Consider the following 25,141-nt stretch of genomic DNA (forward strand, 5'->3'; position numbering starts at 1 on the left):
TCGACTGAACGGGGTGGTGCGCGCATTCTTATGCACGTTCATCCGGGCCCCCAGAAAGACGCTGTTTGCTTCGCAACAACCAGCTTCCTCCGGTCGGCCCGGGTGAACAACCTCTATAGCAACGACAGCTAGGCCGCGTTCTCCGCGGAAGGGACCGGCTCGGCCGGCTTCGGCTCCAGGTCGAACTCCAGCATGATCGTCGTGCCCGGCGGGCCGGAGACGTCGAGCTTGCCGCCGAGCTGGCGGGTGAAGGCGCTGATCAGGTTCTGGCCCATCGAGCCCAGCGTATTGGCGCCGATCACGGTCTCCGGCTCGGCCGTGCCGATCCCGTCATCAGCGATGGTCAGCATCGCGCGGCCATCCGGCTCGGCGCGCATCTGCACCAGGATGTTGCCGGCGCGGTGATCCGGGAAGGCGTGCTTGAAGGCGTTGGTCAGGATTTCGGTGGTGAGCAGGGCCAGCGGCACCGCGCGGTCGCCGGACAGCGTGATCGACGGGATATCGACCTTGAGCTTCACGCGCCGCGTCGGCACGCCGCTGCCGTCCTGGATCAGGCGCACCAGGTTGGACATGAAGGCGGCCAGGTCGATCTCCCGGAGGTCCTGGCTCTCGTAGAGATGGCGATGCACCAGCGCCAGCGTGTTGATCCGGGTCTGCACATCGGCGAAGGCCTGCTTGATCGCCTCGCCGCGCGGGATCCGGGCGTAGAGGTTGAGCAGGCTGGTCACGGTCTGCAGGTTGTTCTTCACCCGGTGGTGAATCTCGCGCAGCATCATTTGCTTCTGCGCGACCGATTCATTGAGCTCGGCCTCGCGCGCCTTGATCCGCGCCGCCATGGTCATCAGCGTGTCGTTCAACTCGCGGATCTCGGTGGGCGCGCCGCTGAAATTGAACGGGATCGGCACCTCGCCCAGCGTGATGATGCGCGCCTCTTCGGTGAGCCGCGCGATCCAGCGGGTCACCAGGAGCTGCGAGCCGATCAGGGCGGCGGCGAGGCCGCCCAGCACGACCAGCGACAGCGTGGCGATCTGGATCGCAAGATCGCGCTGCAGCGGCGCGATCAGGGTGCGGGTCGGCTGGCCGAGCAGGATATAGAGGCTGCCGCCGGCGATCGGGTGCACCGCGTAGTAGCGCTGCACGCCGTCGCGGCCGGCGGTCTCGAAGGTGAGGGCGCCACCGGATACCACCCGGGTCAGATACTCCTCCGCCGGCAGGCCGCCCGAGCCGCTGTTGGCGTCGGAGATCACCAGCGGCAAGCCGGTCTTGTCCAGGAGGTCGACGCTGGCTTCCGGCGGCAGGCCGGGTTCCTGGCCGCTGGCCGCGAGCCAGCGCAGCCGGATGCCGAGGCCGAGCACGGCGATCACCTTGCCCTGGGCATCGCTGACCGGCATGCCGAAGGCGAGGATCGGCTCGTTCAGGATCGGGGCGAAGGTATAGCCGCTCAACACCGAGCGGCCGCCGCTGATCACCTCGTTGAACCACGCCTGGTTGGTGGCGGTGCTCTTCGCGCGGTTGCCGGTCGAGCGGCAGAGCGCATCGCCGGCCGGGGTCAGCACCGATGCAACCGCGTAAGCGGGATAGGGGTCGATTGCCTTCTTGAGCGTGGCTTCGCACTGCGCGATATCGGCGCCGCCGCCGATCACGCCCCGAATGACGGGGTCATGCGCCAGATCGTCGACGATGCGCTGCGACTGCCAGAGCAGGTTGGTCTCGTTGTTCGAGGCCAGCGTTGCATAGCGCTCGGTCGAGCGGCGCGCCTGCTCGACCTGGCCCTGGTAATGGTCGACCGCCGCCAGGATGCCGAAGCCGGTCGGCACCGCGAGCACGATTGAGAAGACCAGGAGGAGGCGCCGCCGCAGAGGTCCGAGGAACTGCGGTCCGAGGAACTGCCGAATCATGTTCTCCGCGTTTCCTCAAATCTGCGGCGGCGAAAGGCGGCGCAATCAGACCGCTTGGCGGGTCTCCTGCGGGCGGGTGCCGAAGAAGGAGAGCGCCTGCGAGATCGTCACCTTCAGGGTATCCGGCTCGAATGGCTTGGTCACCAGGTAAGTCGGCTCCGGCCGCTCGCCGGTCAGCAGCCGTTCCGGATAGGCGGTGACGAAGATCACCGGCACCGTCATGCTCTGCAGGATCGATTTCACCGCAGTGAGGCCCGAGCCGCCGGCGCCGAGGTCGATGTCGGCCAGCACCAGGCCGGGCTGCGCCTTGCGCGCGATCTGCACGGCCTCGCTCTGGCTGGCGGCGACGCCGACCACCGAATGGCCCATGTCGTTGACCAGGCCGGCGATGTCGAGCGCGATCACCGGCTCGTCCTCGATGATCAGGATGGTGGTCGCCATCTGCTGGTTCACCATCGACCAGGCATCGGCGACCAGTTGCGTCGCGGTTGTCTCCGGCACCTTCAGGATCTCCGCGGCCTGCTCGACCGAGAAGCCTTCCAGCGTGGTCAGGAGCAGCGCCTGGCGCTCGGCCGGCGGCAGGGCCTTCAGCCGCGACTCGACCGTCAGATCGGTGAGCTCGCCGGGATCGAGAGAATCCGAGGCGCTGTCGCGCACCCCGGTCCGGGTCAGCACTTCATGGAACAGGGAGAAGATCTGCACGCGCGCGTCCGGGCCGGCTTTGACCCGGCCTGGTTCCTGGACCAGGGTTTCCAGGCAGATCCGGACATAGGTGTCTCCGACGCCCTGGTCGCCCACCAGGGCCCGCGCGTAGCGGCGCAGATACGGAATGATGGTGAGAAGCTGCTCGGTCACGTCTGACATGCTGATCCCTTTTGGCCCCGAATTAATGGCTCGACGGCAATGAGTTGGTCGATTGTTGCGTAATTTTTCCCGTTGCGAAGGAACCCCGGACCACAGGGAGGGTTCCCTCATGTGTGAAATATACGATAATTCGCAACCTTTCGCGGTCGGCGATCTTAATACATCCGGGACCGAAATTCCGGTGCGTATCAGACGACCGGCCGTCGGGGCGATTGGACAATGGCATTACAGAATGCGGCGGCGCCGTCTGGCGGGCTGTCGGGGCGAGATTGGATGATCGACAAGAAAGATGAGTCGATGAAGGCGCGGCCTGAAAAGCAGGCATCGGAAGGTGCAATGGACGTCCCTCAGGGAAATAAGGTTAATCCCAACGCGAAGGCGCCCCCGGTGCAGGACCGTTGGTTCGACACCCAATTGAGCCGGATGTATGCCGACCTCGCTTCCGAGCCGGTGCCGAAGGAAATGTTGAGCCTTCTCGACAAGCTGAAATCCAATAAGTCCCAGTAAACAGCGGATGGGGTGTCGGGGTGCAAACCTCTATCGGTCCGATGCCAGCGACGTCGGAATTCAAGCCGGCTATGCCGGCCAAAGGTATCAAGCCGGCTATGCCGGCCAAGGGTGAGGCTAAGGGCGAGGTTCGAATGGGTCAGCCGACCTTCGAGGAAATGTCGACGGAAATGCGCACCGCTTTGCTTGAAGCGGTCCCGCATCTCCGCGCCTTCGCCCGATCGCTGACGCGCAACCGCGACCAGGCGGATGACCTGGTCAACGACACCATCGTGCGGGCGATCGCCGCGTCAAATCAGTTCACGCCGGGCACGAACTTTCGCGCCTGGGTGTTCACCATCCTGCGCAACCTGTTCTACAACCAGGGCCGTCGCGGCAAATCGCGCTTCTCGTCGATCGACGACCTGACCGTCGACGAGCCGTCCGAAAGCGCCACCCAAGAGGCGAGCCTGGAATTCTGCGACTTCCGCCGCGCCTTCTGGCAGCTGCCGGAGCATCATCGCGAAGCGCTGATCCTGGTCGGCGCCAGCGGATTGAACTACGAAGACGCCGCGAAGATCTGCGGCTGCCAGGTCGGCACGATGAAGAGCCGGGTCTCCAGAGCCCGCGCCGAGCTGCGCCGCATGATCGACGACGACGCCATCGTCTCGAAGCGCGGCGACACCAAGCCGATCACCGGCAAGGACCCGTTCGACCTGATTCAGCAGGACCGCGACGCCCCCTTGCGGGTGAAGGGCTAGCTGTACACAGCTCCTTGAGTTCCCAGCCTTGATAATGCTATTCCTCCCGACGCGCCGCTCGCGCGATCGGGGGAGTGCAACGGCTTGGCGAAGGTTATCACGCAGTTTCCGCGCAAGGTCCGGGTGGTCGAGAATGTCTTCATTCCGATGCCGGATGGGATACAGCTCGCCGCCAAGCTCTGGCTCCCGGAAGACGCCGAGGCGAGCCCCGTTCCCGCCATCCTGGAATACGTCCCCTATCGCAAGCGTGACGGCACCCGCACCTATGACCAGGGTTCGCACGCCTACTGGGCCGGGCATGGCTATGCCTGCCTGCGCCTCGACATCCGCGGCAGCGGCGACAGCGAAGGCCTGATCGACGACGAATACACGCCGCAGGAGCAGCAGGACGGCGTCGCCGCGATCGCCTGGATCGCGGCGCAGAAGTGGTGCAGCGGCAATGTCGGCATGGTCGGCATCTCCTGGGGCGGCTTCAACGGCTTGCAGATCGCGGCGCTGCAGCCGCCGGCGCTGAAGACCATCATCACCGTGGGCTCGACCGACGATCGCTATGCGACCGACATCCATTGGGTCGGCGGCTGCCTCTCGAAGGACAATTTCGACTGGTCGGCCACCATGATGGCGAACAATGACCTGCCGCCCGATCCGGAAATCGTCGGCGAAAAGTGGCGCGCGATGTGGGACGCGCGCATGCGCCACAACTCACCCTGGATCCTGAACTGGCTGAAGCACCAGCGCCGCGACGACTATTGGAAGCAGGGCTCGGTCTGCGAGGATTTCTCCAGGATCAAGATCCCGGTCTATGCGGTTAACGGCTGGGCCGACAACTATTCGGAATCGATCCCGCGCCTGTTGGCCGGCTTGGACGTCCCGTGCAAGGGCCTGATCGGCCCCTGGGCCCATTCCTACCCGCATCATGCCACGGTGAAGCCGGAGATCGGCTGGCTGCAGGAGGCCCTGCGCTGGTGGGACCAGTGGCTGAAGGGCAATGAGACCGGCATCATGGACGAGCCGCGCTATCGCGTCTGGATGCAGGAGAGCCTGTCGCCGAAGACCTGCTACCACGAGCGCCCGGGCCGCTGGGTCGCCGAGCCGCACTGGCCGTCCGAGAACATCGTCTGGCGCAAGCTGCATCTCAACGCCGGCGGTGCGCTCGAGGAACGCAAGCGCCGCACCGCGCCGTTGCCAATCTGCTCGCCGCTCTGGGTCGGCATGGCGGCCGGTGAAGTGGGGCGCTACGGCGACCAGGCGGAATGGGCGACCGACCAGCGCGAGGATGACGGCGGCTCGCTGGTCTTCGTGACCGAGCCTCTGGCAGAGCGCACCGAAATCCTCGGCGCGCCGCAGCTCGATCTGGTCTTCGCCTCGGACAAGCCGCAGGCCCTGGTTGCGGTGCGCCTCAACGACGTCGCGCCGGACGGCAGCTCGACCCGCGTCACCGTCGGCCTGCTCAATCTCAACCACCACAAGAGCCATGAGAAGCCGGTGCGGCTGCGGCCCGGGGCGAAATACAAGGCGACCGTCGATCTCGACGACATCGCCCATGCCTTTCCGGCCGGGCATCGCATCGCGGTCTCGATCTCTACGGTCTACTGGCCGATCGCCTGGCCCTCGCCGGAACTCGCCACCGTCACCGTGTTCGGCAGCCGCACCAGCCTTCGCCTGCCGGTGCGGCGTGCCAATCCGGCGGATGCCCAGCTCACGCCGTTCGGCGAACCCGAACAGGCGGCGGATACGCCGTTGAACAAGCTGACGCCGTCGCCGCTCTGCCGCCGCACGGTCTCGCGCGATCTGCTGACCGGCAAGATCACCGTCTATTTCCCGCGCTGGACCGGCCATACCGAGCTCAGCGACATCAACCAGACGGTGGATGCCCAGGGCCTCTGCCGCTACACGATCCTCGAGGGCGACCCGCTGTCATCGACGATCGAGACCGACTATCGGGTGAAGCTGAAACGGCCCGACACCACGGTCATGCACCACAGCATCGGCAGGATGACCTGCGACGCGACCCATTTCCGCATCGAGGTCACCCTCGACCTCTACGAGAACGACGCGAAGATCTTCACCCGCAGCTGGGACCGGAAGATCAAGCGCGATCTCATGTAGCGGCGGTTGCTGCCCGGCCGAATCGACTGTATCCGCCGTCGGGACCGCGTTGCGGGCACGCGCGGGCCCATGCAACAATAGCGGGCAATGCGGGATCGCCACGGGGGAAGCCGATGGCCAATGTTGCAAACACCGGCGCTGCCGCCAAGCCGCGCGCCGAAACCAGAAAGGCGAACCTGCCGCGCAGCATCGCGCTGGTTCTGCTCTTGTTGCTCGGCCTGCCGCTGGCGGTCTGGCTGGACCTTCGGGCGCTCTCCGGCAATATCCTGGAGGAGCAGGCCTTCCAGACCGGCAAGATCATCGACGATATGCGCGGCTTCTACGCCTCCGACGTGGTCGCGCGGGTGCAGGCGGCGAAGCAGCAGGTGAAGCCGGTCCACAACTACACCGAGGTCGATGGCGCGATCCCGATCCCGGCCACGCTCTCGATCGAGCTCGGGCAGCGGATCAGCGCCCGCAACGCCGCCGTGCAATATCGCTTCGTCTCCGACTTTCCCTTCAAGGGCCGCGAGCAGCATCCGCTGGACGGATTCGAGACCGCCGCGCTCGCCGGCCTGCGGCAGAACCCGAAGCAGCAGATCGTCCAGGTCTACGGCGAGATCTTCGACCGTTCGGTGCGCATGGTAAGCCCGGTTATCATGGGGCAGGCTTGCGTCACCTGCCACAACAGCCATCCCGACAGTCCGAAGAAGGACTGGAAGGTCGGCGACGTGCGCGGCATCCAGGAGATCACCATTCAGCAGCCGCTGGCCGCCAACATCTTCGCCTTCAAATACTCGCTGATCTATTTCGCGCTGGCGGCGATCAGCGGCATCGCCTTCATCCGGATGCAGCGCCGCCAGTCGGCGACCATCTCCGAGATGAACAATGATCTCACCGTGGCCAACGAATATCTGGCCACGGTCTCGATGAAGATCGCCCGCTACCTGCCGCCGCAGATCTACAAGCAGATCTTCAGCGGCCAGCGCGACGCGACGATCCAGACCGAGCGCAAGAAGCTCACCATCTTCTTCTCCGACATCCAGGACTTCACCGGCACGACCGAGCGACTGCAGCCGGAGGAGCTGACCGAGCTCCTCAACGAATACCTGACCGAGATGTCGCGCATCGCTTTGTTCCACGGCGGCACGATCGACAAGTTCATCGGCGACGCCATGCTGGTTTTCTTCGGCGATCCCGAGACCAAGGGCGTGGAGGAGGATGCGCGTTCCTGCCTGCTGATGGCGGTCGATATGCAACGCCGCCTGCGCGAATTGAACGCGCAATGGCGCCGCCGCGGCATCGAGAATCCGTTCCGGGCCCGGATGGGGATCAACACCGGCTATTGCAACGTCGGCAATTTCGGCAGCGCCGACCGCATGGACTACACCATCATCGGCGCCGAGGCGAACCTCGCCGCCCGCCTGCAGTCGATCGCCGATCCCAACGGCATCGTGCTCGCCTACGAGACCTACACCATCGTCCGCGACCTGGTCCGCGCGAAGCCGCTGGCGCCGATCCAGATGAAAGGCATCAGCCGCCCGGTGGTGCCCTATTCGGTCGAGGGCCTGCTGGGCGAACTGGCCCAGCGCACCCGGGTCATCAGCGAGCACGAAACCGGCGTCGACCTCTTCGTCGACCTCGACGTGATCGACCGCGAGACCGCGGCAAGGACGATCCGGACGCTGCAAGAGGCGCTGGACGCATTGGACGCGAAGCGGGCGGCGCAGACTTAAGGTGACCGGTTTGTGGCTCGCACCCCCATCCCGGCCTTCCCCCTGAAGGGGGAAGGAGAAGAAGCGAGCGACTGCACCAACGGACTCCTTCCCCCTTCAGGGGGAAGGTAGGGATGGGGGTACCTGCAGCTGCAATCCCGCAAGCACTGGCGGGACGACGATCCAGTGCGCCGCTAAAGCCGTCCGGCTTCGATGATCCGCTTCAGGAACGCCCGGGTCCGCTCGTCATGCGGGTCGCCGAAGATCTGTTCGGGCGGGCCTTCTTCGTGGATCACGCCCTGGTGCAGGAAGCAGACCTTGGAGGCGACCTCGCGGGCAAAGCCCATCTCATGGGTGGCGAGCAGCATGGTCATGCCCTGGCCGGCGAGATCGCGCACGATGTTCAAGACCTCGGAGACCAGCTCCGGGTCCAGCGCCGAGGTGATCTCGTCCAGCAGCAATAGTTTGGGTTCCATGGCGAGCGCGCGGGTGATCGCGACGCGCTGCTGCTGTCCGCCCGACAACCGATCCGGATAGGCCTTGGCCTTGGCCTCGAGGCCGATCCGCTTCAACAGCGCCATCGCCTTGGCTTCCGCCTCGGCCTTGCCCACCTTCAGTACCTTGATCGGGGCCAGGGTCACGTTCTCGATCACCGACATATGCGGGAAGAGGTTGAAGCTCTGGAACACGATGCCGACCTGCTGCCGGAGCTTGTTGACATCGACGCCGGGGCCGGAGACGCGATCGTTCTCCAGCCGGATCTCGCCGGACTGGATCGGGTCGAGGCCGTTGATGCAGCGGAGCAGGGTGGACTTGCCGCAGCCGGAGGGGCCGATCAGGCACACCACCTGATGCTCGTTCACCGAAAGATCGAGGCCGCGCAGCACCTCGTGGTCGCCGTAGCGTTTGTGGACATCGCGCATTTCCAGGAAGGCCATGGCTTTGCTCAGCCCCCGGCCCGGATGCGCGCATTGTCGCGCTCGATCAGCTTATCGACGAAGCGCGCCTGCGGGATGGTGACGAGGACGAAGAGAATGGCGACGATGGTGACCGCCGAGAGGTTGAAGGCGTTGGAGGCGATGATGCGCGACTGGTTGAAGGCATCGACCACGCCGATCACCTGCACCAGCGCGGTATCCTTCTGCAGCCCGATGAAGTCGTTCAAGAGCGGCGCGCCGATCCGGCGCACCGCCTGCGGCACGATCACGTAGCGCATGGTCTGCAGATAGGAGAGGCCGAGCGAGCGCGCCGCCGCGACCTGGCTCCAGTGGATGCTCTCGATGCCGGAGCGGTAGACCTCGCCGACATAGGCGCCGTAGGTCAAGGTCAGCGCCAGGATGCAATACCAGGTGAGCGGGATCTTCGCGTATTCCGCCGCGACCGCGGGATCATCGACGAACAGCCCGGCGATCGGCGGGATGATCATCTGCGGCAGGCCCGAGAGCGGCAGGCCGAAGCCGACCAGGTAGAGCGTCACGATCGCCGGCAGGCCGCGAAAGACGTCGCAATAGATGATAGCGAGCGCGCGGATCGGCAGGCCGGCCGGGCCGGGCAGCAGCCGCAGGATGGCGACGATCAAGCCCCAGATCAGCACCAGGATCTCGGCCACGATGAAGATGAAGACGTTGTTCCAGAACGCCTTCACCACCAGCGGCCACTTCTCCAGCATCAGCGGCAGGAAGAAGAAGGTCTTGCCGACCTCGGCGTTGTTCAGCAGCACGAAGCAGACCGTGCCGATGGCGATCAGGAAGAACACGCCCCAGCCGAAGGTGAGGACCGCGCTTTCCTTGGCGGCGGCGGTGTCGATGCGCGCATGCACGGCATCGCCGGCGGCGAGAAAGCCCCGGGCCTTGCGCGAATAGGTCATCGCGCGCAGAGCCGGCCAGAACAGCAGGCAGGCGACCGCGATGGTCGCGATCAGCGGAATTTCCCAGCTGCCGCTGTAGGCGTTGAGATGGTTCAGCGCGCTGCGCACCAGGACCGTCGCGCCGAAGGCGGCGAGGACGCAGAGGGCGGCGAAGAGGATGGCGGCGAGAGAAAGGCCGTCGGCGCCTTGCCTGGTTCCGTTCGCGACGGCGCGCCCTTGCGGCAGAGAAGTCACTTCAATCGGTCTCGATCTCGAAAGGTCTCCCGGCCGCGATGGACCGCGGCCGGGAGAACAACTTCGTGCTTACGGGTTCCAGTAGGGCAGCGTGGCCGGGTCCTTGCCCCAGGCGGCGGCGAGGTACTTCTCGCCCAGCTTCTTCATGGTGCCGTCGTCGATGATCGACTGGATGATCTTGTCGATCGTCGCGTTGTTGGCCCCACCCTTCGGATAGAGCGCGCCGTAGGACTCGCCGGTCTTGTATTGGCCCGGCACCTTGATCTTGCCTTCGCCGCGGACTTCCTCGGCGAGCACGATCGAGGTGTCGGTGATCGCGGCGTCGATCTGGCCGGCGCGGAGCGCCGTGAACATGTCGCCCTGGTCCGGATAGACCTGTACCTTGGTGAGCTTCAGCGTGTCGGTGGCGAAGGTGGCACCGGTGGTCGCCTGCTGCACGCCGACGGTGACTTCCTTGATGTTCTTGTCATCGATCGGCTTGTCGGTGCGCGACAGCACGCCGATGTCGGAGCTGAAATAGGGGACCGAGAAATCGACCACCTTCTTGCGCTCGTCGGTGATCGAGATTTCCGACATCGCAAGATCGAAGCCCGAGGTCTGGCCGGTCACCAGCGGATCCCAGCCGACGTTGACGACCTCGAGCTTCTCGAAGCCGGCGCGGAAGGCGATCTCGGCGGCCAGACAGTATTCCATGCCGTCCTTGATCGCTTCCGGCGTGTCGCCGTTCCACCAGATCGGGGCGGGCAGCGAGACCTCGACGGTCAGCTGGCCGGCCTTGGCCGGGCTGGCGATCGGGATCGAGCCCTTCGGGCCGACCACGTCGCAGTTGCCGATCTTGCCGCCGGCGGCCGCCGGTGCGGCGGCGGGCGCGGTCGTGGCGGCCTGGTCGTTGCTCGCGGCCTGCTCTTCCTTCTTCTCGCCGCAGCCGGCGAGCAGGAAAGCGGCCAGCAGGGCACAGGTAGCTGTGCGAATCATGTTGGAACCCCTCCTCATCGTGTTTTATGGGGGATCTGCCTCATGCTTCTCCCCGTCGGCTTACTGAATCGGCTTCTGGATGGCCGATGCGCGACGATTCTGCAAGCATTCCCCCAATTTCGCCGAAAGGGGTGGCGATCCATCGCGGAACCGCCTCGCATTCATCCGATCAAGCCGGGGTTGTGGAGTCAAGAGCGTTATACTCTCGGCGTCCGCTCGGGAATTTCTCGCGGCTATTTCTTGCGGTTCTCGACTCCGTTCAGGCCGGCGAAGAAGTCCACCATCCGCGGCACGAAGCGCTGCGAATAGCCGGCATTCTCGGCCATGATGAAGTTCTGGTGCACCACCTCGGCGACGAAGGAGGTGGCCGAGATCTGCTCGGTCATGTTGGTGTAGTAGCGGAGATCCTTGCGCGCGGTGGCGACGGCGAATTTCAGCGCTGTGTCGTCGTTGGCGAGCGGCACTTTCATCAACCGCTCGAACATCACCGACTTGGCGCCGCCGGCGACCACAATGTCGTGCAGCGCCTGCAGATCGACGCCGGCCTTGGTCGCGGCGGTGATCGCCTCGGCCACCACCGTCGCGGTGCCCAGCGCGATGAAATTGTTGATCAGCTTCAGCTTATGCCCGGCGCCGATGCCGCCGGCATGGATGATCGCCTCTGCGAAGCAGTCGAGCACCGGCCGCAGCTCCTTCAAGGTCGCGTCGTCGCCGCCGGTCATCAATCCGAGTTTGCCGGCCTCCGCCTCGACCGGCGTGCGGGTCAGCGGCGTGTCGGCGAAGCGCCCGCCCTTCTTCTGGATGTCGGCCGCGACCTTCAGGGTCGAGCTCGGCTCCGCCGTGCTGCAATCGGCGACGATCAGGCCCTTATGGACTCCGGCCAGCAACCCGTCCTCGCGATAGACCACCTCCTCGACCTGGGGCGAGCCGGTGACGCAGAGGAAGACGATGTCGCTCTCGGCCGCGATCTCCTTCGGGCTCTTGCCTTCGGTGGCGCCGAGCTTCAGCAGCTTCTCGACCGGCTCGCGGTTCTTGTGGGCCAGCACCTTCAGGCTATGGCCCTTGGTGACGATATTCTTGCCGATGCCGTAGCCCATCAGCCCGACACCGATCAACCCGACGCGCTTACCCGCAGCCATCCGCTCCTCCTTGGGAGAATTGTCATACATTCGACGCGCGAGACTATACGCCGCGCGCCGCTTTGTCAGGGGGCGTCGTCAGTTCGGCTGATACGGCACGTTGGCCTGCACCAGCGCGGTAATGCCGCGGAGTGTCAGGTCCTCATCCCAGGGCTGGGGACGGATTTCGGTGTTGGCCAGCAGGGTCTCGACCAGGCCGTCGCTCAAGCTCCGCTGCATGCTGGGTTCCAGATATTGGTAGGCGCGCACGCCGCTTCCCGAGACCAGGATCAAACTCGGGCTGATCAGGGCGATCAGGTTGGTGAGGCCGAAGCCGAGCGCGCGCCCGGCTTGCTCGAACAGGCCCAGCGCCACCGGGTCACCCTTGGCGGCGAGATCGCAGAGCACCTGCATCTGCTCTTCCGAGGGGTGGAGCGCGTCGGTGTTCGGCAGGTCCAGCATCGCCCGGGCGTCGCGATAGAGCGCGTAGTCGCCGACGAAGCTCTCGATGCAGCCGCGGCGGCCGCAATGGCAGAACGGACCATCCATCTGGTACTTGGTATGGCCGAACTCTGCGGCAGCGCCGGTGCGGCCGTCATAGACCTGGCCGCCGACGATCAGCCCCATGCCGACGCCGGTGCCGAGCATCAGCACCGCCATGTTGTCGATCGCCTGGAATTCCGGCTTGTTGCGCAGCGCCACCGCGATGCAGTTGGCGTCGTTGGCGGCGTAGACCGGCAGGCCGAAGCGGCGCAGCAGCGGCTGCACGATATCGACGTCGCGCACGCTCAAGGCCGGGCTCCAGGCGATGATGTCGGAATCGCGCACCAGGCCCTGCACCGCGAGGCCGATGCCGAGGCAGGGGCCATAGCCCGGCGCCATGCTGCGATGGCAGCGCTCGATCGCATCGCCGATCACGGTCACGATGTCGGTGGCGGAGAGGGCGCGGGTGTCGAGCGGCAGCGTCTCGGTCGCGGCCATCGCGCCGGTGAAATCGCCGAGCGCCACCTGGATCTCGTTGATCGACAGCTTCACCGCGATCACATGCGCGGTCTCCGGCACCAGCGCGATCATGACCTTGGGCCGGCCGCGGCTGCGGCCCGCATCGCCGGCCTCATCGCGACCGAACATTTCCCGCAAGGCACCCGCGCGCACCAGCTCGCCGGTGACGCCGGAGACGGTCGCCGGACTCATGTCGACGATGCTGCTCAGGTCCACCCGGGCCTGCGGTCCGTGGACGCGCAAGGCCTGCAGGATGCGGTCGCGGGTGGGCGAGGTCGGGGGTGGGGGACTGATTCGGTTCATAGCCCGTTATGCGGATTGGCCCGATCTGGGTGGATTTGTACGACGAATATGTCTCTTTTTGTTCAGCACTGAAACAAATGGAAGACCGGCGCTCGGCTGTCAATGCGAATGATGAACATCAACTTCGGCGGTCTTTCCTTGCGACAGCAATATGTTGCGCCGCAAAACCGCGCGCCTGCCCAGCTTCGACTTTTGTCTGATGGGAATCCCCCTTGACGCTTCCGGCTCATCCACCGCAAATTAAGTTCAATGCTCGAAGTTAATAACGGGCTGTGAAACCAATCGCCTCGAACCAATCGAGACGATGGGCCTGAGGCAACGAGCAGGCACCTTTGACGGGAGGGACTGACAATGAAGCGACATCTGCGATGGGCGGTGCCGGCAATGGCACTCGCCGCGACGGTCTTCGGCTCTGCAATGGCCAGCGCCCAGGACCTGGTGGTCGGCGTTTCCTGGTCGAATTTCCAGGAAGAGCGCTGGAAGACCGATGAAGCCGCGATCAAGGCGGCGCTGACCGCGGCCGGCGCCAAGTATATCAGTGCCGATGCACAGAGTGATCCGACCAAGCAATTGAACGACGTGCAGAGCCTGATCGCCGGCGGCGCCAAGGCGCTGATCGTGCTGGCCCAGGACGCGAAGTCGATCGAGCCCGCGATCACCGCGGCCTTGAACGAAGGCATCCCGGTGATCGGCTATGACCGCCTGATCGAGAATCCGGGCGCCTATTACCTCACCTTCGACAACAAGGAAGTCGGCCGCATGCAGGCCCAGGGCGTCTTTGCGGTGCAGCCCAAGGGCAACTACGTCTTCATCAAGGGCTCGCAGGCGGATCCCAACGCGGACTTCCTGCATGAAGGCCAGCTCGAGGTCTTGAAGGCCGCGATCGACAGCGGCGACATCAAGGTGGTCGGCGAGCAATACACCGACGGCTGGAAGCCGGAAAACGCGCAGAAGAACATGGAGCAGATCCTCACCCAGGCCGACAACAAGGTCGATGCGGTGGTGGCTTCCAATGACGGCACCGCGGGCGGCGTGGTCGCGGCGCTGACGGCGCAGGGCCTGCAGGGGATTCCGGTCTCCGGCCAGGACGGCGACAAGGCCGCTCTGAACCGGGTCGCGGTCGGCACCCAGACCGTCTCGGTCTGGAAGGACGCCCGCGAGCTCGGCAAGGCCGCCGGCGAGATCGCCGTGCAGCTCGCCAAGGGCACCAAGCTCACCGACGTCCCGGGCACCGTGCAGTTCAAAAGCCCGGGCGGCAACACCATGAACTCGACCTTCCTGAAGCCGGTTCCGATCACCAAGGACAACCTCAATGTGGTGATCGACGCCGGCTGGATCTCGAAGGACGAGGTCTGCCAGGGCGTCCCGGCCGGCAAGATCGCCGTCTGCAAGTAGGGGCTGCAATTAGGGCTCTAGCGTAAGACTCACTCTCCACACCTGAACCCGCCCGGCCCTCTCTATCGATCGCTGAGGGGGCGGGCGGGACATTTCATCGTCTCTTCACTTGGACTATTCTCGATGAGCGTTACGACAGCCGCCGCCGGTGATCGTCAGGGGATGAATACCTTCCGCCGCCTGTTCGCCCGCCTCGAGATCGACGAGCGCCTGCTCGGCATGGTCGCCAGCCTGATCGTCATCTGGGTCGGCTTCCACATCCTCTCCGACGGCAAGTTCATCACGCCGCGCAACCTTTACAATCTCTCGACCCAGACCGCCTCGGTGGCGGCGATGACCATCGGCATGGTCTTCGTCATCGTGATCCGCCAGATCGATCTTTCGGTCGGCTCGCTGCTGGGCGTGACCGCCATGATCATGGGCGTGATCCAGGCGCGCTGGCTGCCGCAGTTGGTCGGCCTCAGCCATCCCTCGATCTGGATCGTCGCGGTGATCTCCGGGATTCTGATCGGCGCCTTCCTCGGCGCGATCAACGGGCTCATCATCGGCTATCTCGGCGTGCCGTCCTTCGTCGTCACCCTGGGCGGTCTCTTGATCTGGCGCGGCTGTGCCTGGTGGGTCACGACCGGGCAGACGGTGGCGCCGCTCGACGACACCTTCGTCCTGCTGGGCGGCGGCGCCTATGGCACGCTCGGCGATACAGGCAGCTGGATCGTCGCCGGTCTGGCCGTGGTGGCGATCGCCTTTGCCGCCATTCACCGGCGGCGGCGCAAGGTGCGCTTCGGATTCCCGGTTCGCCCGGTCTGGGCCGAGGTGATCGTGGTGGGCGGGCAATGCGCCCTGGTGATTGCCTTTGCGGCGACCATGATCGCCTATGAGATGCCGTCCGGCGCGGTGAAGCATCTGGCCGAGCTCAAGGGCTGGACCATTCCCGAAGGCGGCTTGAGCATCGCCGAGGGCATCGCCTATCCGGTGCTGATCGTCATCGTGCTCGCCGTCGGCGGGACGCTGGTGCTCAACCGCACCCGCTTCGGCCGCTATGTCTTCGCCATGGGCGGCAATCCGGAAGCCGCGAACCTCGCCGGCATCGACATCCGGCGCATGACCTTGTGGGTCTTCGTGCTGATGGGGGCGCTCTGCGGGATCGCCGCCTCGATCGCCTCGGCGCGCCTGCAATCGGCCGGCAACTCGATCGGCACCTTGGACGAATTGAAGGTGATCGCCGGCGCGGTGATCGGCGGCTGCTCGCTCTCCGGCGGGGTCGGCACCATCGCCGGCGCCATCCTCGGCGCGATCGTGATCCAGAGCCTGCAGAGCGGCATGTCGCTGCTCGGCTTCGACGCTTCGCTGCAGAACATCGTCACCGGCCTGGTGCTGGTGGTCGCGGTCTTCGTCGACCAACTCTATCAGCGGCGGCGCCGGCTATGACCCAAGGGACCCCAATGAACGACCTGCATCAGCAGGGCCCCGTACGACAGGGACAGGCGCCGCTGGTCGAGATGCGGCATATCTCGGTCAGCTTCGGCGGCATCCGCGCGGTCGATGACGTGACGATCGACCTCTATCCCGGCGAGGTGGTGGGCCTGGTCGGCCACAACGCCGCCGGCAAGTCGACTCTGATCAAGGTGCTGTCCGGCGCCTATCACGCGGATTCCGGCGAAATCTGGATCGACGGCAAGCATGCGCCGATCCACAACGCCCGCGACGCGCGGAACTACAACATCGAGACCATCTACCAGACCCTGGCGCTGGCCGACAATCTCGACGCCTGCGCCAACATGTTCCTCGGCCGCGAAATCCTGCTGCCCAGCGGGCTCTTGGACGAGGCGGCGATGGAGGACGCCACCCGCAAGGTGATGAAGCGCCTCAACCCGAACTTCGTGAAGTTCCATTCGCCGGTCTCGGTCCTGTCCGGCGGCCAGCGGCAATCGGTGGCGATCGCCCGGGCGGTGCATTTCAACGCCCGCATCCTGATCATGGACGAGCCGACCGCGGCCTTGGGCGTGCAGGAGGCCCGCGGCGTCCATGAACTGATCCGCCAGCTCCGCAAGGAAGGCCTCGGCATCTTCCTGATCAGCCACGACCTGCACGACGTCTTCGATCTCTCCGACCGGATCAGCGTCATGAAGAACGGCAAGCTGGTCGGCACCGTCCACACCAAGGACGTCACCAAGGACGACGTCCTTGGCATGATCATCCTCGGCAAGCAGCCGGCGACCGCGGCGGCCTAAACCTTCGGCGTCTCGCCGACGAGCACGCGGCCAAAGACCGGCATGTCGATGTTGCCGCCGGAAAGGATCACGCCGATGCGGCGTCCCTTCTGCTGGTCGCGCTCCTGGATCAAGGCGGCCAGCGCCGCGGCCCCGGCGCCCTCGGCCATGTTATGCGTCGCCGTGTAATAGAGCCGGATCGCCGCGGCGATCTCGTCCTCGGTCACCCGCAGGATCCGCGCCGCGCCCTTTGCGATGATCGCCAGGGCCTCGGGCTGCGGATCGCGGCAGGCCAGGCCATCCGCGAAGGTGCGGGCGGTCGCGGTCGGCACCGGCTTGCCGGCGTCGAAGGAGATGGCAACGGCTGGCGCATTTTCGGCCACGACGCCGATGATTTCGGTCTTGAGGCCGAGGATGTCCCGGGCCGTGATCGCCGCGCAGATGCCGGAGCCCATGCCGATCGGCACATAGAGCGCGTCGAGGTCGCGGTGCGCGGTGAAGAGTTCCAGCGATGCGGTCGCCACCCCGCGCACCAGGTCGGCGTGGAAGGAGGGGACATAGTGATAGCCGCGCTCGCGCTCGATCTCGGCGGCCTTGCCCCGGCTCTCATCGAAATCGCGGCCGGAGATCACCACCTCGCCGCCCAGCGCCGCCATGGCCGCGTTCTTCTCGACCGAATTGCCCTCGGGCACCACCAGCACCGCATGCACGCCGAATTTCGCCGCGGCGAGCGCGACGGACTGCCCGTGGTTCCCGCGGGTCGCGGTCACCACGCCCATCGGCAGCTTGCCCGCGCGGCGCAGCGAATCCATGTAGACCAGCCCGCCGCGCACCTTGAAGGCGCCGGTCGGCGTGTGGTTCTCGTGCTTCACCACCACCGTCGTGCCGATCTCGCGGGCGAGCAGCGGCCAGGCAAAGCTCGGCGTCGGCGGCACGGTCTGGTGCACCAGGGCGGCGGCTTCGTTGAGCGAGTCGCGGCTGAACAGGGTCATTCGCATCCTTCCTCGGGCATGAACATACGCGTGCTTATCCGCGGCGAGCGACCATAGCATCGGCCGAGGTTTTGCAGTCGCCCCGGTATTTCCCCAGCCGGCGCTGCGATAATTATTTCGGGTGCTGCACCGCGGCGATTCGCGTGAATGCTGAAAATCGAAAGCCTTGCAGTGCTGCGCTGATCTGGGCTCTTAATCCCATTATCGCGCTTTGGTAACGCAAATTTAAGAGCCGGCGCGTAGGATAATCCTCACAACAACTCGAGAATCCCGCTGCGCCGCCGGTAACCCCTGCCTGGCCCCGCAGCTTGGCGAAGTCCCCAGAGCGCTTGCCCCCCAAGGGTGGCGCTCGGTACCGCCGGCCATCCCCCGCCTCTCCCCAAGGCAGGGACCCATTGGCCGGCGGTTCCCCTTTTCAACCCCGACATCATCCGCGCCGGTCCCTGCCGTGCACTTTGCTGCAGTGCGCTGACGTGTTTTGACTTGCGTACCTCAGTCGAGATTTGCAGAGTACCGGCCATGATCGAACGGCCGATGCGCATGACCTTGTCGGATGTGGCGCGTGAAGCGGGGGTGAGCCTCGCCACCGTCGATCGCGTGATCAACCGGCGTCCCGGCGTCTCCTCGCGCTCGGTCTATGCGGTCGAGCAGAGCCTGGAAAAGCTCGGCTATCGCCCCGATCCGATCGCCGCCAAGCTGGCGCGCCGATCGGTGCAGCGCTTCTGTTTCGTGCTCCCCGCCGGCAACAACACTTTCATGCGCCTGCTGGCCGATCAGGTCGAGGCGGCGCGCAGCTGGCTCGAGAATCAGCGCGCCTTCGCCGACGTGATCTGGACCGACGTGTTCGATCCCGCTGCTCTCGCCAAGACCCTCGACGGCATCGACGACTCTTATGAAGGCGTCGCCGTGGTGGCGCTCGACCACCCGATGGTGCGCCAGGCGATCGACGATCTCGAGGCCCGCGACATTGAGGTGGTGACCCTGGTCTCCGACGTGCCGGGCTCCAAGCGCGCGCATTTCGTCGGCATCGACAATTCCGCGGCCGGCCGAACTGCAGCGACCTTGCTCGGCCGCTTCGCCGGCGGATGCCGCGGCCCGGTCGCGATCCTCGCCGGCAGTCTCTCGCTGCGCGACCATGCCGAGCGCATCTATGGCTTCCAGCAGGTGCTCGCCGCCGACTATCCGCAGCTCAGCGCGCTCGCCGTGCGCGAGGGCCGCGACGAAGGCGAGCGCGCCCGCGCGGTGGTCGAGGCCTTGCTGGCCGAGCATCCGGACCTGGTCGGCATCTACAACGCCGGTGCGGGCAACCGCGGCATCGCCGAGGCGCTGGAGACCGCCGGCCGCGCCCGCGACGTGATCTTCGTCGGCCATGAGCTCACCGCACATTCCAGGCGTTTCCTGATGCGCGGCACCATGGATGCCGTCATCAACCAGGACCCCGGCCACGAGGCGCGTTCCGCCGCCCGCGTGCTGATGGCCCTGGGATTGAAACAGGCGATCGTTCCCGACCAGGAACGCATCCGGATCGATATCTTCGTGCGGGACAATCTGCCATAAATTCGAAGCCGCATCGGCCGCGGCGAAACAAAAAAAGAATAGGCCGGATAGGGGAGGTTAGGCGTTGTTCATCGGCATCGATCTCGGCACGTCGTCGGTCAAGTCCATCCTGGTCGACGGCAACGACACGGTGATCGCGACCGCGAGCGCGCCGCTCGAAGTCTCGCGCCCGCATCCCACCTGGTCCGAGCAGGCGCCGGCCGACTGGTGGACCGCGACCTTGAAGACCCTCGACGAGATCAAGTCGAAGCACCCGAAGGAGATGGCGGCGGTTCTGGGCATCGGCCTTTCCGGCCAGCAGCACGGCGCCACCCTCCTCGACAAGAACGGCGATCCCTTAAGGCCCTGCATCCTCTGGAACGACGGCCGCTCGGAGCAGGAATGCATCGAGATCGCCAAGCAATGGCCGGAGATTTCGAAGCTCACCGGCAATCCGGCGATGCCGGGCTTCACCGGCCCGAAGCTGCTCTGGGTCCGCCGCCACGAGCCGGAGATCTTCAAACAGGTCGCCTTTGTCCTGCTGCCGAAGGCCTATCTGCGCTATCTGCTGAGTGGCGAGATGGTCGAGGACATGTCGGACGCCTCCGGCACGCTCTGGCTCGATGTCGCCAAGCGCGACTGGTCGGAGGAGTTGCTGGCCGGCCAGCATATGTCGCGCAAGCAGATGCCGCGGCTGGTCGAAGGCAGCGCCGTCTCCGCGACCTTGAAGCCCGAGCTGACGCAGCGCTGGGGCATGGCGAAGCCGCCGGTGATCGCCGGCGGTGGCGGCGACAATGCCGCCGCCGCGGTCGGCCTCGGCGCGATCCATCCGGGCGATGCCTCGGTCTCGCTCGGCACCTCGGGTGTGCTCTGGGCAACCACAGCCGGCTTTGCGCCCAACAAGAACCTGCCGATCCACGCCTTCTGCCACGCGATCCCCAACACCTGGCACCAGATGGGCGTCATCCTCTCGGCGGCGTCGTCGCTCACCTGGTGGGCGCATGCGGCCAAGAGCACGGAGAAGGAGCTGGTCGCCGAGCTCGGCAGCGAGGTGACGGAACCCAGCCCGCTCTTGTTCATGCCCTATCTCTCGGGCGAGCGCACGCCGCACAACGATCCCAACATCCGCGGCGCCTTCTACGGCATCTCGCACGACACCACGCGCGCCCAGATGACCCAGGCGGTGCTCGAAGGCGTCGCCTTCGCCTTCCGGGACTGCCTCGTGGCGCTGACCGAAGCCGGCACGAAGATCAAGGCGGCCGATGCGATCGGCGGCGGCTCGCAGTCGCGGCTCTGGGTCGCGATCATGGCCAATGTGCTCGGCCTGCCGTTGAGCCGTCTTGCCGGTGGCGAGCAGGGCGGTGCCTTCGGCGCCGCGCGTTTGGGGCGCATGGCCGCGACCGGCGAGAGTCCGTCCGCAGTCTGCAAGCCGCCGAAGCGCGTCGAGACCATCGCGCCCATGCCGGCTTTGGTCCAGCACTACAACGAGACATTTCGCCGTTACCGTTCTCTCTACCCCGCACTGAAGGGAGCCTTCACATGAACGCGCCGATCTCAAAGTTCTTCCCGATCTCCGATCCGATCCCGTTCAAGGGCAAGGACTCCAAGGACCCGCTCACCTTCAAATGGTATGACCCCGATGCCAAGGTGCTGGGCAAGCGGATGGAGGATCACCTGCGCTTCGCCGTCTGCTACTGGCATTCCTTCTGCTGGCAGGGCAACGATCCCTTCGGCGGCCAGAGCTTCGAGCGCCCCTGGTTCGCGGATGGCGATCCGATGGCGATGGCGAAGATGAAGGCCGACGTCGCCTTCGAGATGTTCCGCCTGCTGCGCGCGCCGTTCTTCTGCTTCCACGACCGCGATGTGGCGCCGGAAGGGGCGAGCTTCGCCGAATCCAACCGCAACCTCCGCACCATCATCGACGTCTTCCATCAGAAGATGGAGGAGACCAAGGTGAAGCTGCTCTGGGGCACGGCAAATCTCTTCTCGCACCGCCGCTACATGGCGGGATCGGCCACCAACCCGAACCCGGAAGTCTTCGCCTGGGCCGCGGCGCAGGTGAAGAACGTGCTGGAGGCGACCCATGAATTGGGCGGCGCCAATTACGTGCTCTGGGGCGGCCGCGAGGGCTACGAGACCCTGCTCAACACGGATTTGAAGCGCGAGCTGGACCAGGTCGGCCGCTTCATGAACCTGGTGGTCGAGCACAAGCACAAGATCGGCTTCAAGGGCACGATCCTGATCGAGCCGAAGCCGCGCGAGCCGACCAAGCATCAATACGACTTCGACACCGCCTCGGTGTATGGCTTCCTGAAGGCCTACGGCCTCGAGAACGAGATCAAGGTCAACATCGAGAACAACCACGCGACGCTCGCCGGCCACAGCTTCGAGCACGAGATCGAACTCGCGGCGGCCCTGGGCATCTTCGGCTCGCTCGACATGAATCGTGGCGACCCGCAGCTGGGCTGGGATACCGACCAGTTCCCGAACAACATCTCGGACACCGCACTGGCCCTCTACTATGTGCTGAAGGCGGGCGGCTTCACCACGGGCGGCTTGAACTTCGACGCCAAGATCCGCCGCCAGTCGCTCGACCCGGCCGATCTGCTCTACGGCCATGCGGGCGCCATGGACGTCTGCGCCCGGGCGCTGACCATCGCCGGCCGCATGATCGAGGACGGCGCCTTGGACAAGCACGTGAAGGAGCGCTATTCCGAATGGGACAGCGCCGAGGGCAAGGCGATCCTCGCCGGCAAGGTCTCTTTGGCCGACCTCGCCAAGAAGGTCGAGGGCAGCAACAGCGACCCCAAGCCGCGCTCCGGCCGGCAGGAGTACCTGGAGAATCTGGTCAACAGCTATCTGTAAGTCGCGTTAGGGGAGTAGACGCACCATGGCACTCAGCAACATCAAAGGCCCGGCGATCTTTCTGGCGCAGTTCGCCGCCGACACCGCGCCGCACAACACCTGGGACAGCATCACCAAATGGGCGGCGGGGCATGGCTTCGTCGGCGTTCAGGTGCCGACCTGGGACGGCCGCCTGTTCGACCTGAAGAAGGCCGCCGCGTCGAAGGACTATTGCGACGAGCTCAAAGGCATCGCCAAGAAGAACGGCATCCAGATCACCGAGCTCTCGACCCATCTCCAGGGGCAGCTGGTCGCGACGCATCCTGCCTATGACGAGCAGTTCGACGGCTTCGCGCCGAAGGAGATGCGCGGCAACCCGAAGAAGCGCCAGGCCTGGGCGGTCGATCAATTGTATCTGGCAGCCAAGGCCTCGAAGAATCTCGGCCTCAAGGCCAGCGTCACCTTCTCCGGCGCGCTGGCCTGGCCGTTCATCTATCCCTTCCCGCAGCGCCCGGCTGGCCTCGTGGAAACGGCGTTCGACGAATTGGCGCGGCGCTGGAAGCCGATCCTCGACGCCTATGACAAGGTCGGCGTCGATCTCTGCTACGAGGTCCATCCATCCGAGGATCTCTATGACGGCGCCACCTTCGAGATGTTCCTCGACAAGGTGAAGGGCCACAAGCGCTGCAACATCCTCTACGACCCGTCGCACTTCGTGCTGCAGCAGCTCGACTATCTCGAATACATCGATCTCTATCACGACCGCATCAAGATGTTCCATGTGAAGGACGCGGAGTTCAACAAGAGCGGCCGCACCGGCGTCTATGGCGGCTACCAGCCCTGGATCAACCGCGCCGGCCGCTTCCGCTCGGTCGGCGACGGCCAGGTGGATTTCAAGAGCATCTTCTCCAAGCTCGCGCAGTACGGCTACAAGGGCTGGGCGGTGCTGGAATGGGAATGCTGCATCAAGCATCCGGAAGACGGTGCGCGCGAAGGTGCGGCCTTCATCCGCGATCAGATCATCCACGTGACCGAGAAGGCCTTCGACGATTTCGCCGCCGCCGGCGTCGATGAGAAGGCCAATCGCCGCGCCCTCGGTCTGGCGTAAGGGGAAGTAAGATGGCCATCGAAGGCAGGGGCGACAGCGCGCTCGGCAAGATCAAATACGGCATGGTGGGCGGCGGCGAGGGTGCCTTCATCGGCGCCGTGCACCGTCTCGCCGCGCGTATGGACGATCACTACGAGCTGGTGGCGGGGGCGCTATCTTCCTCGCCGGAGAAGGCGATCCGTTCGGCCAAGGCGCTCGGCATCGCCGCCGACCGCTCCTACGGCGATTACGAGGCCATGGCTTCGGCCGAGAAAGCGCGCAAGGACGGGATCGAAGCGGTGGCGATCGTCACCCCGAACCATGTCCACGTTCCGGCGGCGCGGGCTTTCCTGAAGGCCGGCATCCATGTCATCTGCGACAAGCCGCTCTCGACCAACCTGAAAGACGCGCTGGCGCTGCAGAAGCTCGTGCAGTCGAGCGGCCTGGTCTTCTGTTTGACGCATAACTACACCGGCTATCCGATGGTGCGGCACGCGCGGCAGATGGTGCAGGACGGCGACTTGGGCGAGATCCGTGTCGTGCAGGCGGAGTATCCGCAAGACTGGCTGACCAACCCGATCGAGAAGACCGGCCAGAAACAGGCCGCCTGGCGCACCGATCCGAAGCAGTCGGGCGGCGGCGCCATCGGCGATATCGGGACCCACGCCCACAACCTCGCTGCCTTCGTCTCCGGCCTCGAGCTGGATTCCGTGCTCTCCGATGTCGACACCTTCGTCAAGGGCCGCAAGGTCGATGACAACGTCAACGTGCTGCTGCGCTACAAGGGCGGCGCCAAGGGCATGCTCTGGGCCAGCCAGGTCGCCGTCGGCAACGAGAACAACGTCAAGGTCCGGGTCTACGGCACCAAGGGCGGCCTCGAATGGCACCAGGAACACCCGAACCATCTGCACTGGTTCCCGTTCGGCCAGGCGCCGCAGCTGATCACCCGCGGCTCGCCCTCGGCCAATGCGTCCGCCGGTCGCGTCACCCGCGTGCCGCCGGGACATCCCGAGGGCTATCTGGAAGGCTTCGCCAACATCTACACCGAAGCGGCCCATGCGATCCGGGCGGCACGGTCGAAGAAGAAGCCCGACAAAGCGGTCATCTTCCCGACCATCAACGACGGCGTGAAGGGCATGGCCTTCATCGAGGCGGTGCTGAAGTCTTCTGCCAAGGGCGGGAAGTGGGTTAAGCTGGGGGCCTGACGCCCCCAGCATCATCAGTGAAGGAGAGCAGCCATGAAGCTCGATCACTACACGCTTCGCACGCGGAAGCCGGAAGAGACGGTGCGCTTCTACACCGAGTATCTCGGCCTGAAGGAAGGTTGGCGCCCGCCGTTCAACTTCCCGGGTCATTGGCTCTATATCGGCGATGTGCCGACGGTGCATATCATCACCATCACCGACGACGAGAAGGCGTTGCGCGACTATGTCGGCGAGCGCAAGGACGGGCCGGGCTCCGGCTCGATCGATCACATCGCCTTCCGCTGCGTGGGCCTCGCCGAGTATCAGGACCGCCTGGCCGGCTTCGGCCTGAAGTTCCGCGAGCGGGTCGTGCCCGCCCTCGAGCAGCACCAGCTCTTCATCGTCGATCCGAACGGCGTCCATATCGAGCTGGTCTTCAATGCCGCTGAGAGCACCGGCATCAAAGGCGATGAGATGCCGCAATCGAAGATGAAGGCCGAGGCCAACGCGGCCGAGTAGGCCGCTGTTGTAATTCACTAAACAAAATTGCTGCGACTGCGAAATAGCGGGCGGATTTTGCGC

The 25,141-nt window shown here is 65.3% G+C and carries 21 protein-coding genes; 13 read left to right on the forward strand and 8 right to left on the reverse strand.

Going from position 1 to position 25,141, the window contains the following annotated elements:
- Positions 1-128: 128 nt before the first annotated feature.
- A complete protein-coding gene (locus ACH2CY_RS26235) occupies positions 129-1,898 on the reverse strand; it encodes a histidine kinase dimerization/phosphoacceptor domain -containing protein (protein WP_395022873.1) in 1,770 nt (589 codons plus the stop codon).
- A 45-nt stretch (positions 1,899-1,943) separates the two neighbouring features.
- Entirely contained in the window at positions 1,944-2,762 is an 819-nt protein-coding gene (locus ACH2CY_RS26240; protein WP_395022875.1) for a response regulator, read from the reverse strand.
- A 273-nt stretch (positions 2,763-3,035) separates the two neighbouring features.
- On the opposite strand from ACH2CY_RS26240, the gene ACH2CY_RS26245 reads away from it, so the two are divergent.
- The 4 genes from ACH2CY_RS26245 (at position 3,036) to ACH2CY_RS26260 (ending at position 7,833) form a co-directional block, all read left to right on the forward strand.
- On the forward strand, positions 3,036-3,269 hold the full coding sequence (locus ACH2CY_RS26245) for a NepR family anti-sigma factor (protein WP_395022876.1): 234 nt from the start codon (positions 3,036-3,038) through the stop codon (positions 3,267-3,269).
- Between the two features lie 134 nt (positions 3,270-3,403).
- Complete coding sequence (locus ACH2CY_RS26250; protein WP_395022877.1) at positions 3,404-4,009, forward strand: sigma-70 family RNA polymerase sigma factor; 606 nt, start codon at positions 3,404-3,406, stop codon at positions 4,007-4,009.
- 84 nt (positions 4,010-4,093) lie between these two features.
- On the forward strand, positions 4,094-6,118 hold the full coding sequence (locus ACH2CY_RS26255; RefSeq protein WP_395022878.1) for a CocE/NonD family hydrolase: 2,025 nt from the start codon (positions 4,094-4,096) through the stop codon (positions 6,116-6,118).
- A gap of 113 nt (positions 6,119-6,231) precedes the next feature.
- Complete coding sequence (locus ACH2CY_RS26260; protein ID WP_395022879.1) at positions 6,232-7,833, forward strand: adenylate/guanylate cyclase domain-containing protein; 1,602 nt, start codon at positions 6,232-6,234, stop codon at positions 7,831-7,833.
- Between the two features lie 173 nt (positions 7,834-8,006).
- On the opposite strand, the gene ACH2CY_RS26265 is transcribed toward ACH2CY_RS26260, so the two are convergent.
- The 5 genes from ACH2CY_RS26265 to ACH2CY_RS26285 all read right to left on the reverse strand — a co-directional run bounded on the left by ACH2CY_RS26265 (position 8,007) and on the right by ACH2CY_RS26285 (position 13,311).
- Entirely contained in the window at positions 8,007-8,750 is a 744-nt protein-coding gene (locus ACH2CY_RS26265; RefSeq protein ID WP_395022880.1) for an amino acid ABC transporter ATP-binding protein, read from the reverse strand.
- An 8-nt stretch (positions 8,751-8,758) separates the two neighbouring features.
- Entirely contained in the window at positions 8,759-9,913 is a 1,155-nt protein-coding gene (locus tag ACH2CY_RS26270) for an amino acid ABC transporter permease (RefSeq protein ID WP_395022881.1), read from the reverse strand.
- A 69-nt stretch (positions 9,914-9,982) separates the two neighbouring features.
- Positions 9,983-10,888, reverse strand: a complete 906-nt coding sequence (locus ACH2CY_RS26275; protein WP_395022882.1) for an ABC transporter substrate-binding protein — start codon at positions 10,886-10,888, stop codon at positions 9,983-9,985.
- 233 nt (positions 10,889-11,121) lie between these two features.
- Positions 11,122-12,057 (reverse strand): NAD(P)-dependent oxidoreductase, encoded by a 936-nt coding sequence (locus ACH2CY_RS26280; RefSeq protein ID WP_395022883.1) that lies wholly within the window; start codon positions 12,055-12,057, stop codon positions 11,122-11,124.
- Between the two features lie 48 nt (positions 12,058-12,105).
- On the reverse strand, positions 12,106-13,311 hold the full coding sequence (locus tag ACH2CY_RS26285; RefSeq protein WP_395022884.1) for an ROK family protein: 1,206 nt from the start codon (positions 13,309-13,311) through the stop codon (positions 12,106-12,108).
- A 351-nt stretch (positions 13,312-13,662) separates the two neighbouring features.
- Here ACH2CY_RS26285 and xylF point away from each other — a divergent pair, with 351 nt between their 5' ends.
- The 3 genes from xylF to ACH2CY_RS26300 all read left to right on the forward strand — a co-directional run bounded on the left by xylF (position 13,663) and on the right by ACH2CY_RS26300 (position 16,937).
- Complete coding sequence (xylF, locus tag ACH2CY_RS26290; protein ID WP_395022885.1) at positions 13,663-14,706, forward strand: D-xylose ABC transporter substrate-binding protein; 1,044 nt, start codon at positions 13,663-13,665, stop codon at positions 14,704-14,706.
- A 123-nt stretch (positions 14,707-14,829) separates the two neighbouring features.
- Positions 14,830-16,134 (forward strand): sugar ABC transporter permease, encoded by a 1,305-nt coding sequence (locus ACH2CY_RS26295; RefSeq protein ID WP_395022887.1) that lies wholly within the window; start codon positions 14,830-14,832, stop codon positions 16,132-16,134.
- Positions 16,135-16,148: 14 nt separating this feature from the next.
- Positions 16,149-16,937: an ATP-binding cassette domain-containing protein gene (locus tag ACH2CY_RS26300; RefSeq protein WP_395022888.1), complete on the forward strand. Its 789-nt coding sequence runs from the start codon at positions 16,149-16,151 to the stop codon at positions 16,935-16,937.
- On the opposite strand, the gene ACH2CY_RS26305 is transcribed toward ACH2CY_RS26300, so the two are convergent.
- Complete coding sequence (locus tag ACH2CY_RS26305) at positions 16,934-17,908, reverse strand: threonine dehydratase (RefSeq protein WP_395022890.1); 975 nt, start codon at positions 17,906-17,908, stop codon at positions 16,934-16,936. The genes ACH2CY_RS26300 and ACH2CY_RS26305 overlap by 4 nt on opposite strands.
- Positions 17,909-18,427: 519 nt before the next feature.
- Here ACH2CY_RS26305 and ACH2CY_RS26310 point away from each other — a divergent pair.
- The 6 genes from ACH2CY_RS26310 to ACH2CY_RS26335 all read left to right on the forward strand — a co-directional run bounded on the left by ACH2CY_RS26310 (position 18,428) and on the right by ACH2CY_RS26335 (position 25,078).
- Positions 18,428-19,465, forward strand: coding sequence for a LacI family DNA-binding transcriptional regulator (locus ACH2CY_RS26310; protein WP_395022891.1), 1,038 nt, complete (start codon positions 18,428-18,430; stop codon positions 19,463-19,465).
- Positions 19,466-19,529: 64 nt separating this feature from the next.
- Positions 19,530-20,987 (forward strand): xylulokinase, encoded by a 1,458-nt coding sequence (gene xylB, locus ACH2CY_RS26315; RefSeq protein WP_395022893.1) that lies wholly within the window; start codon positions 19,530-19,532, stop codon positions 20,985-20,987.
- The gene (gene xylA, locus ACH2CY_RS26320; RefSeq protein ID WP_395022894.1) at positions 20,984-22,309 is read left to right on the forward strand and encodes a xylose isomerase; all 1,326 of its coding nucleotides are present in this window, start codon (positions 20,984-20,986) and stop codon (positions 22,307-22,309) included. Before xylB ends, xylA begins: the two co-directional genes overlap by 4 nt.
- A gap of 25 nt (positions 22,310-22,334) precedes the next feature.
- On the forward strand, positions 22,335-23,396 hold the full coding sequence (locus ACH2CY_RS26325; RefSeq protein WP_395022895.1) for a sugar phosphate isomerase/epimerase family protein: 1,062 nt from the start codon (positions 22,335-22,337) through the stop codon (positions 23,394-23,396).
- 11 nt (positions 23,397-23,407) lie between these two features.
- Entirely contained in the window at positions 23,408-24,580 is a 1,173-nt protein-coding gene (locus ACH2CY_RS26330) for a Gfo/Idh/MocA family protein (RefSeq protein WP_395022896.1), read from the forward strand.
- Between the two features lie 33 nt (positions 24,581-24,613).
- Positions 24,614-25,078, forward strand: a complete 465-nt coding sequence (locus ACH2CY_RS26335) for a VOC family protein (protein WP_395022898.1) — start codon at positions 24,614-24,616, stop codon at positions 25,076-25,078.
- The last annotated feature ends 63 nt before the right edge of the window (positions 25,079-25,141 follow it).

The sequence above is a fragment of the Dongia sp. genome, from assembly GCF_041905885.1.
In the GTDB taxonomy this organism is placed as follows: Bacteria; Pseudomonadota; Alphaproteobacteria; order Dongiales; family Dongiaceae; genus Dongia.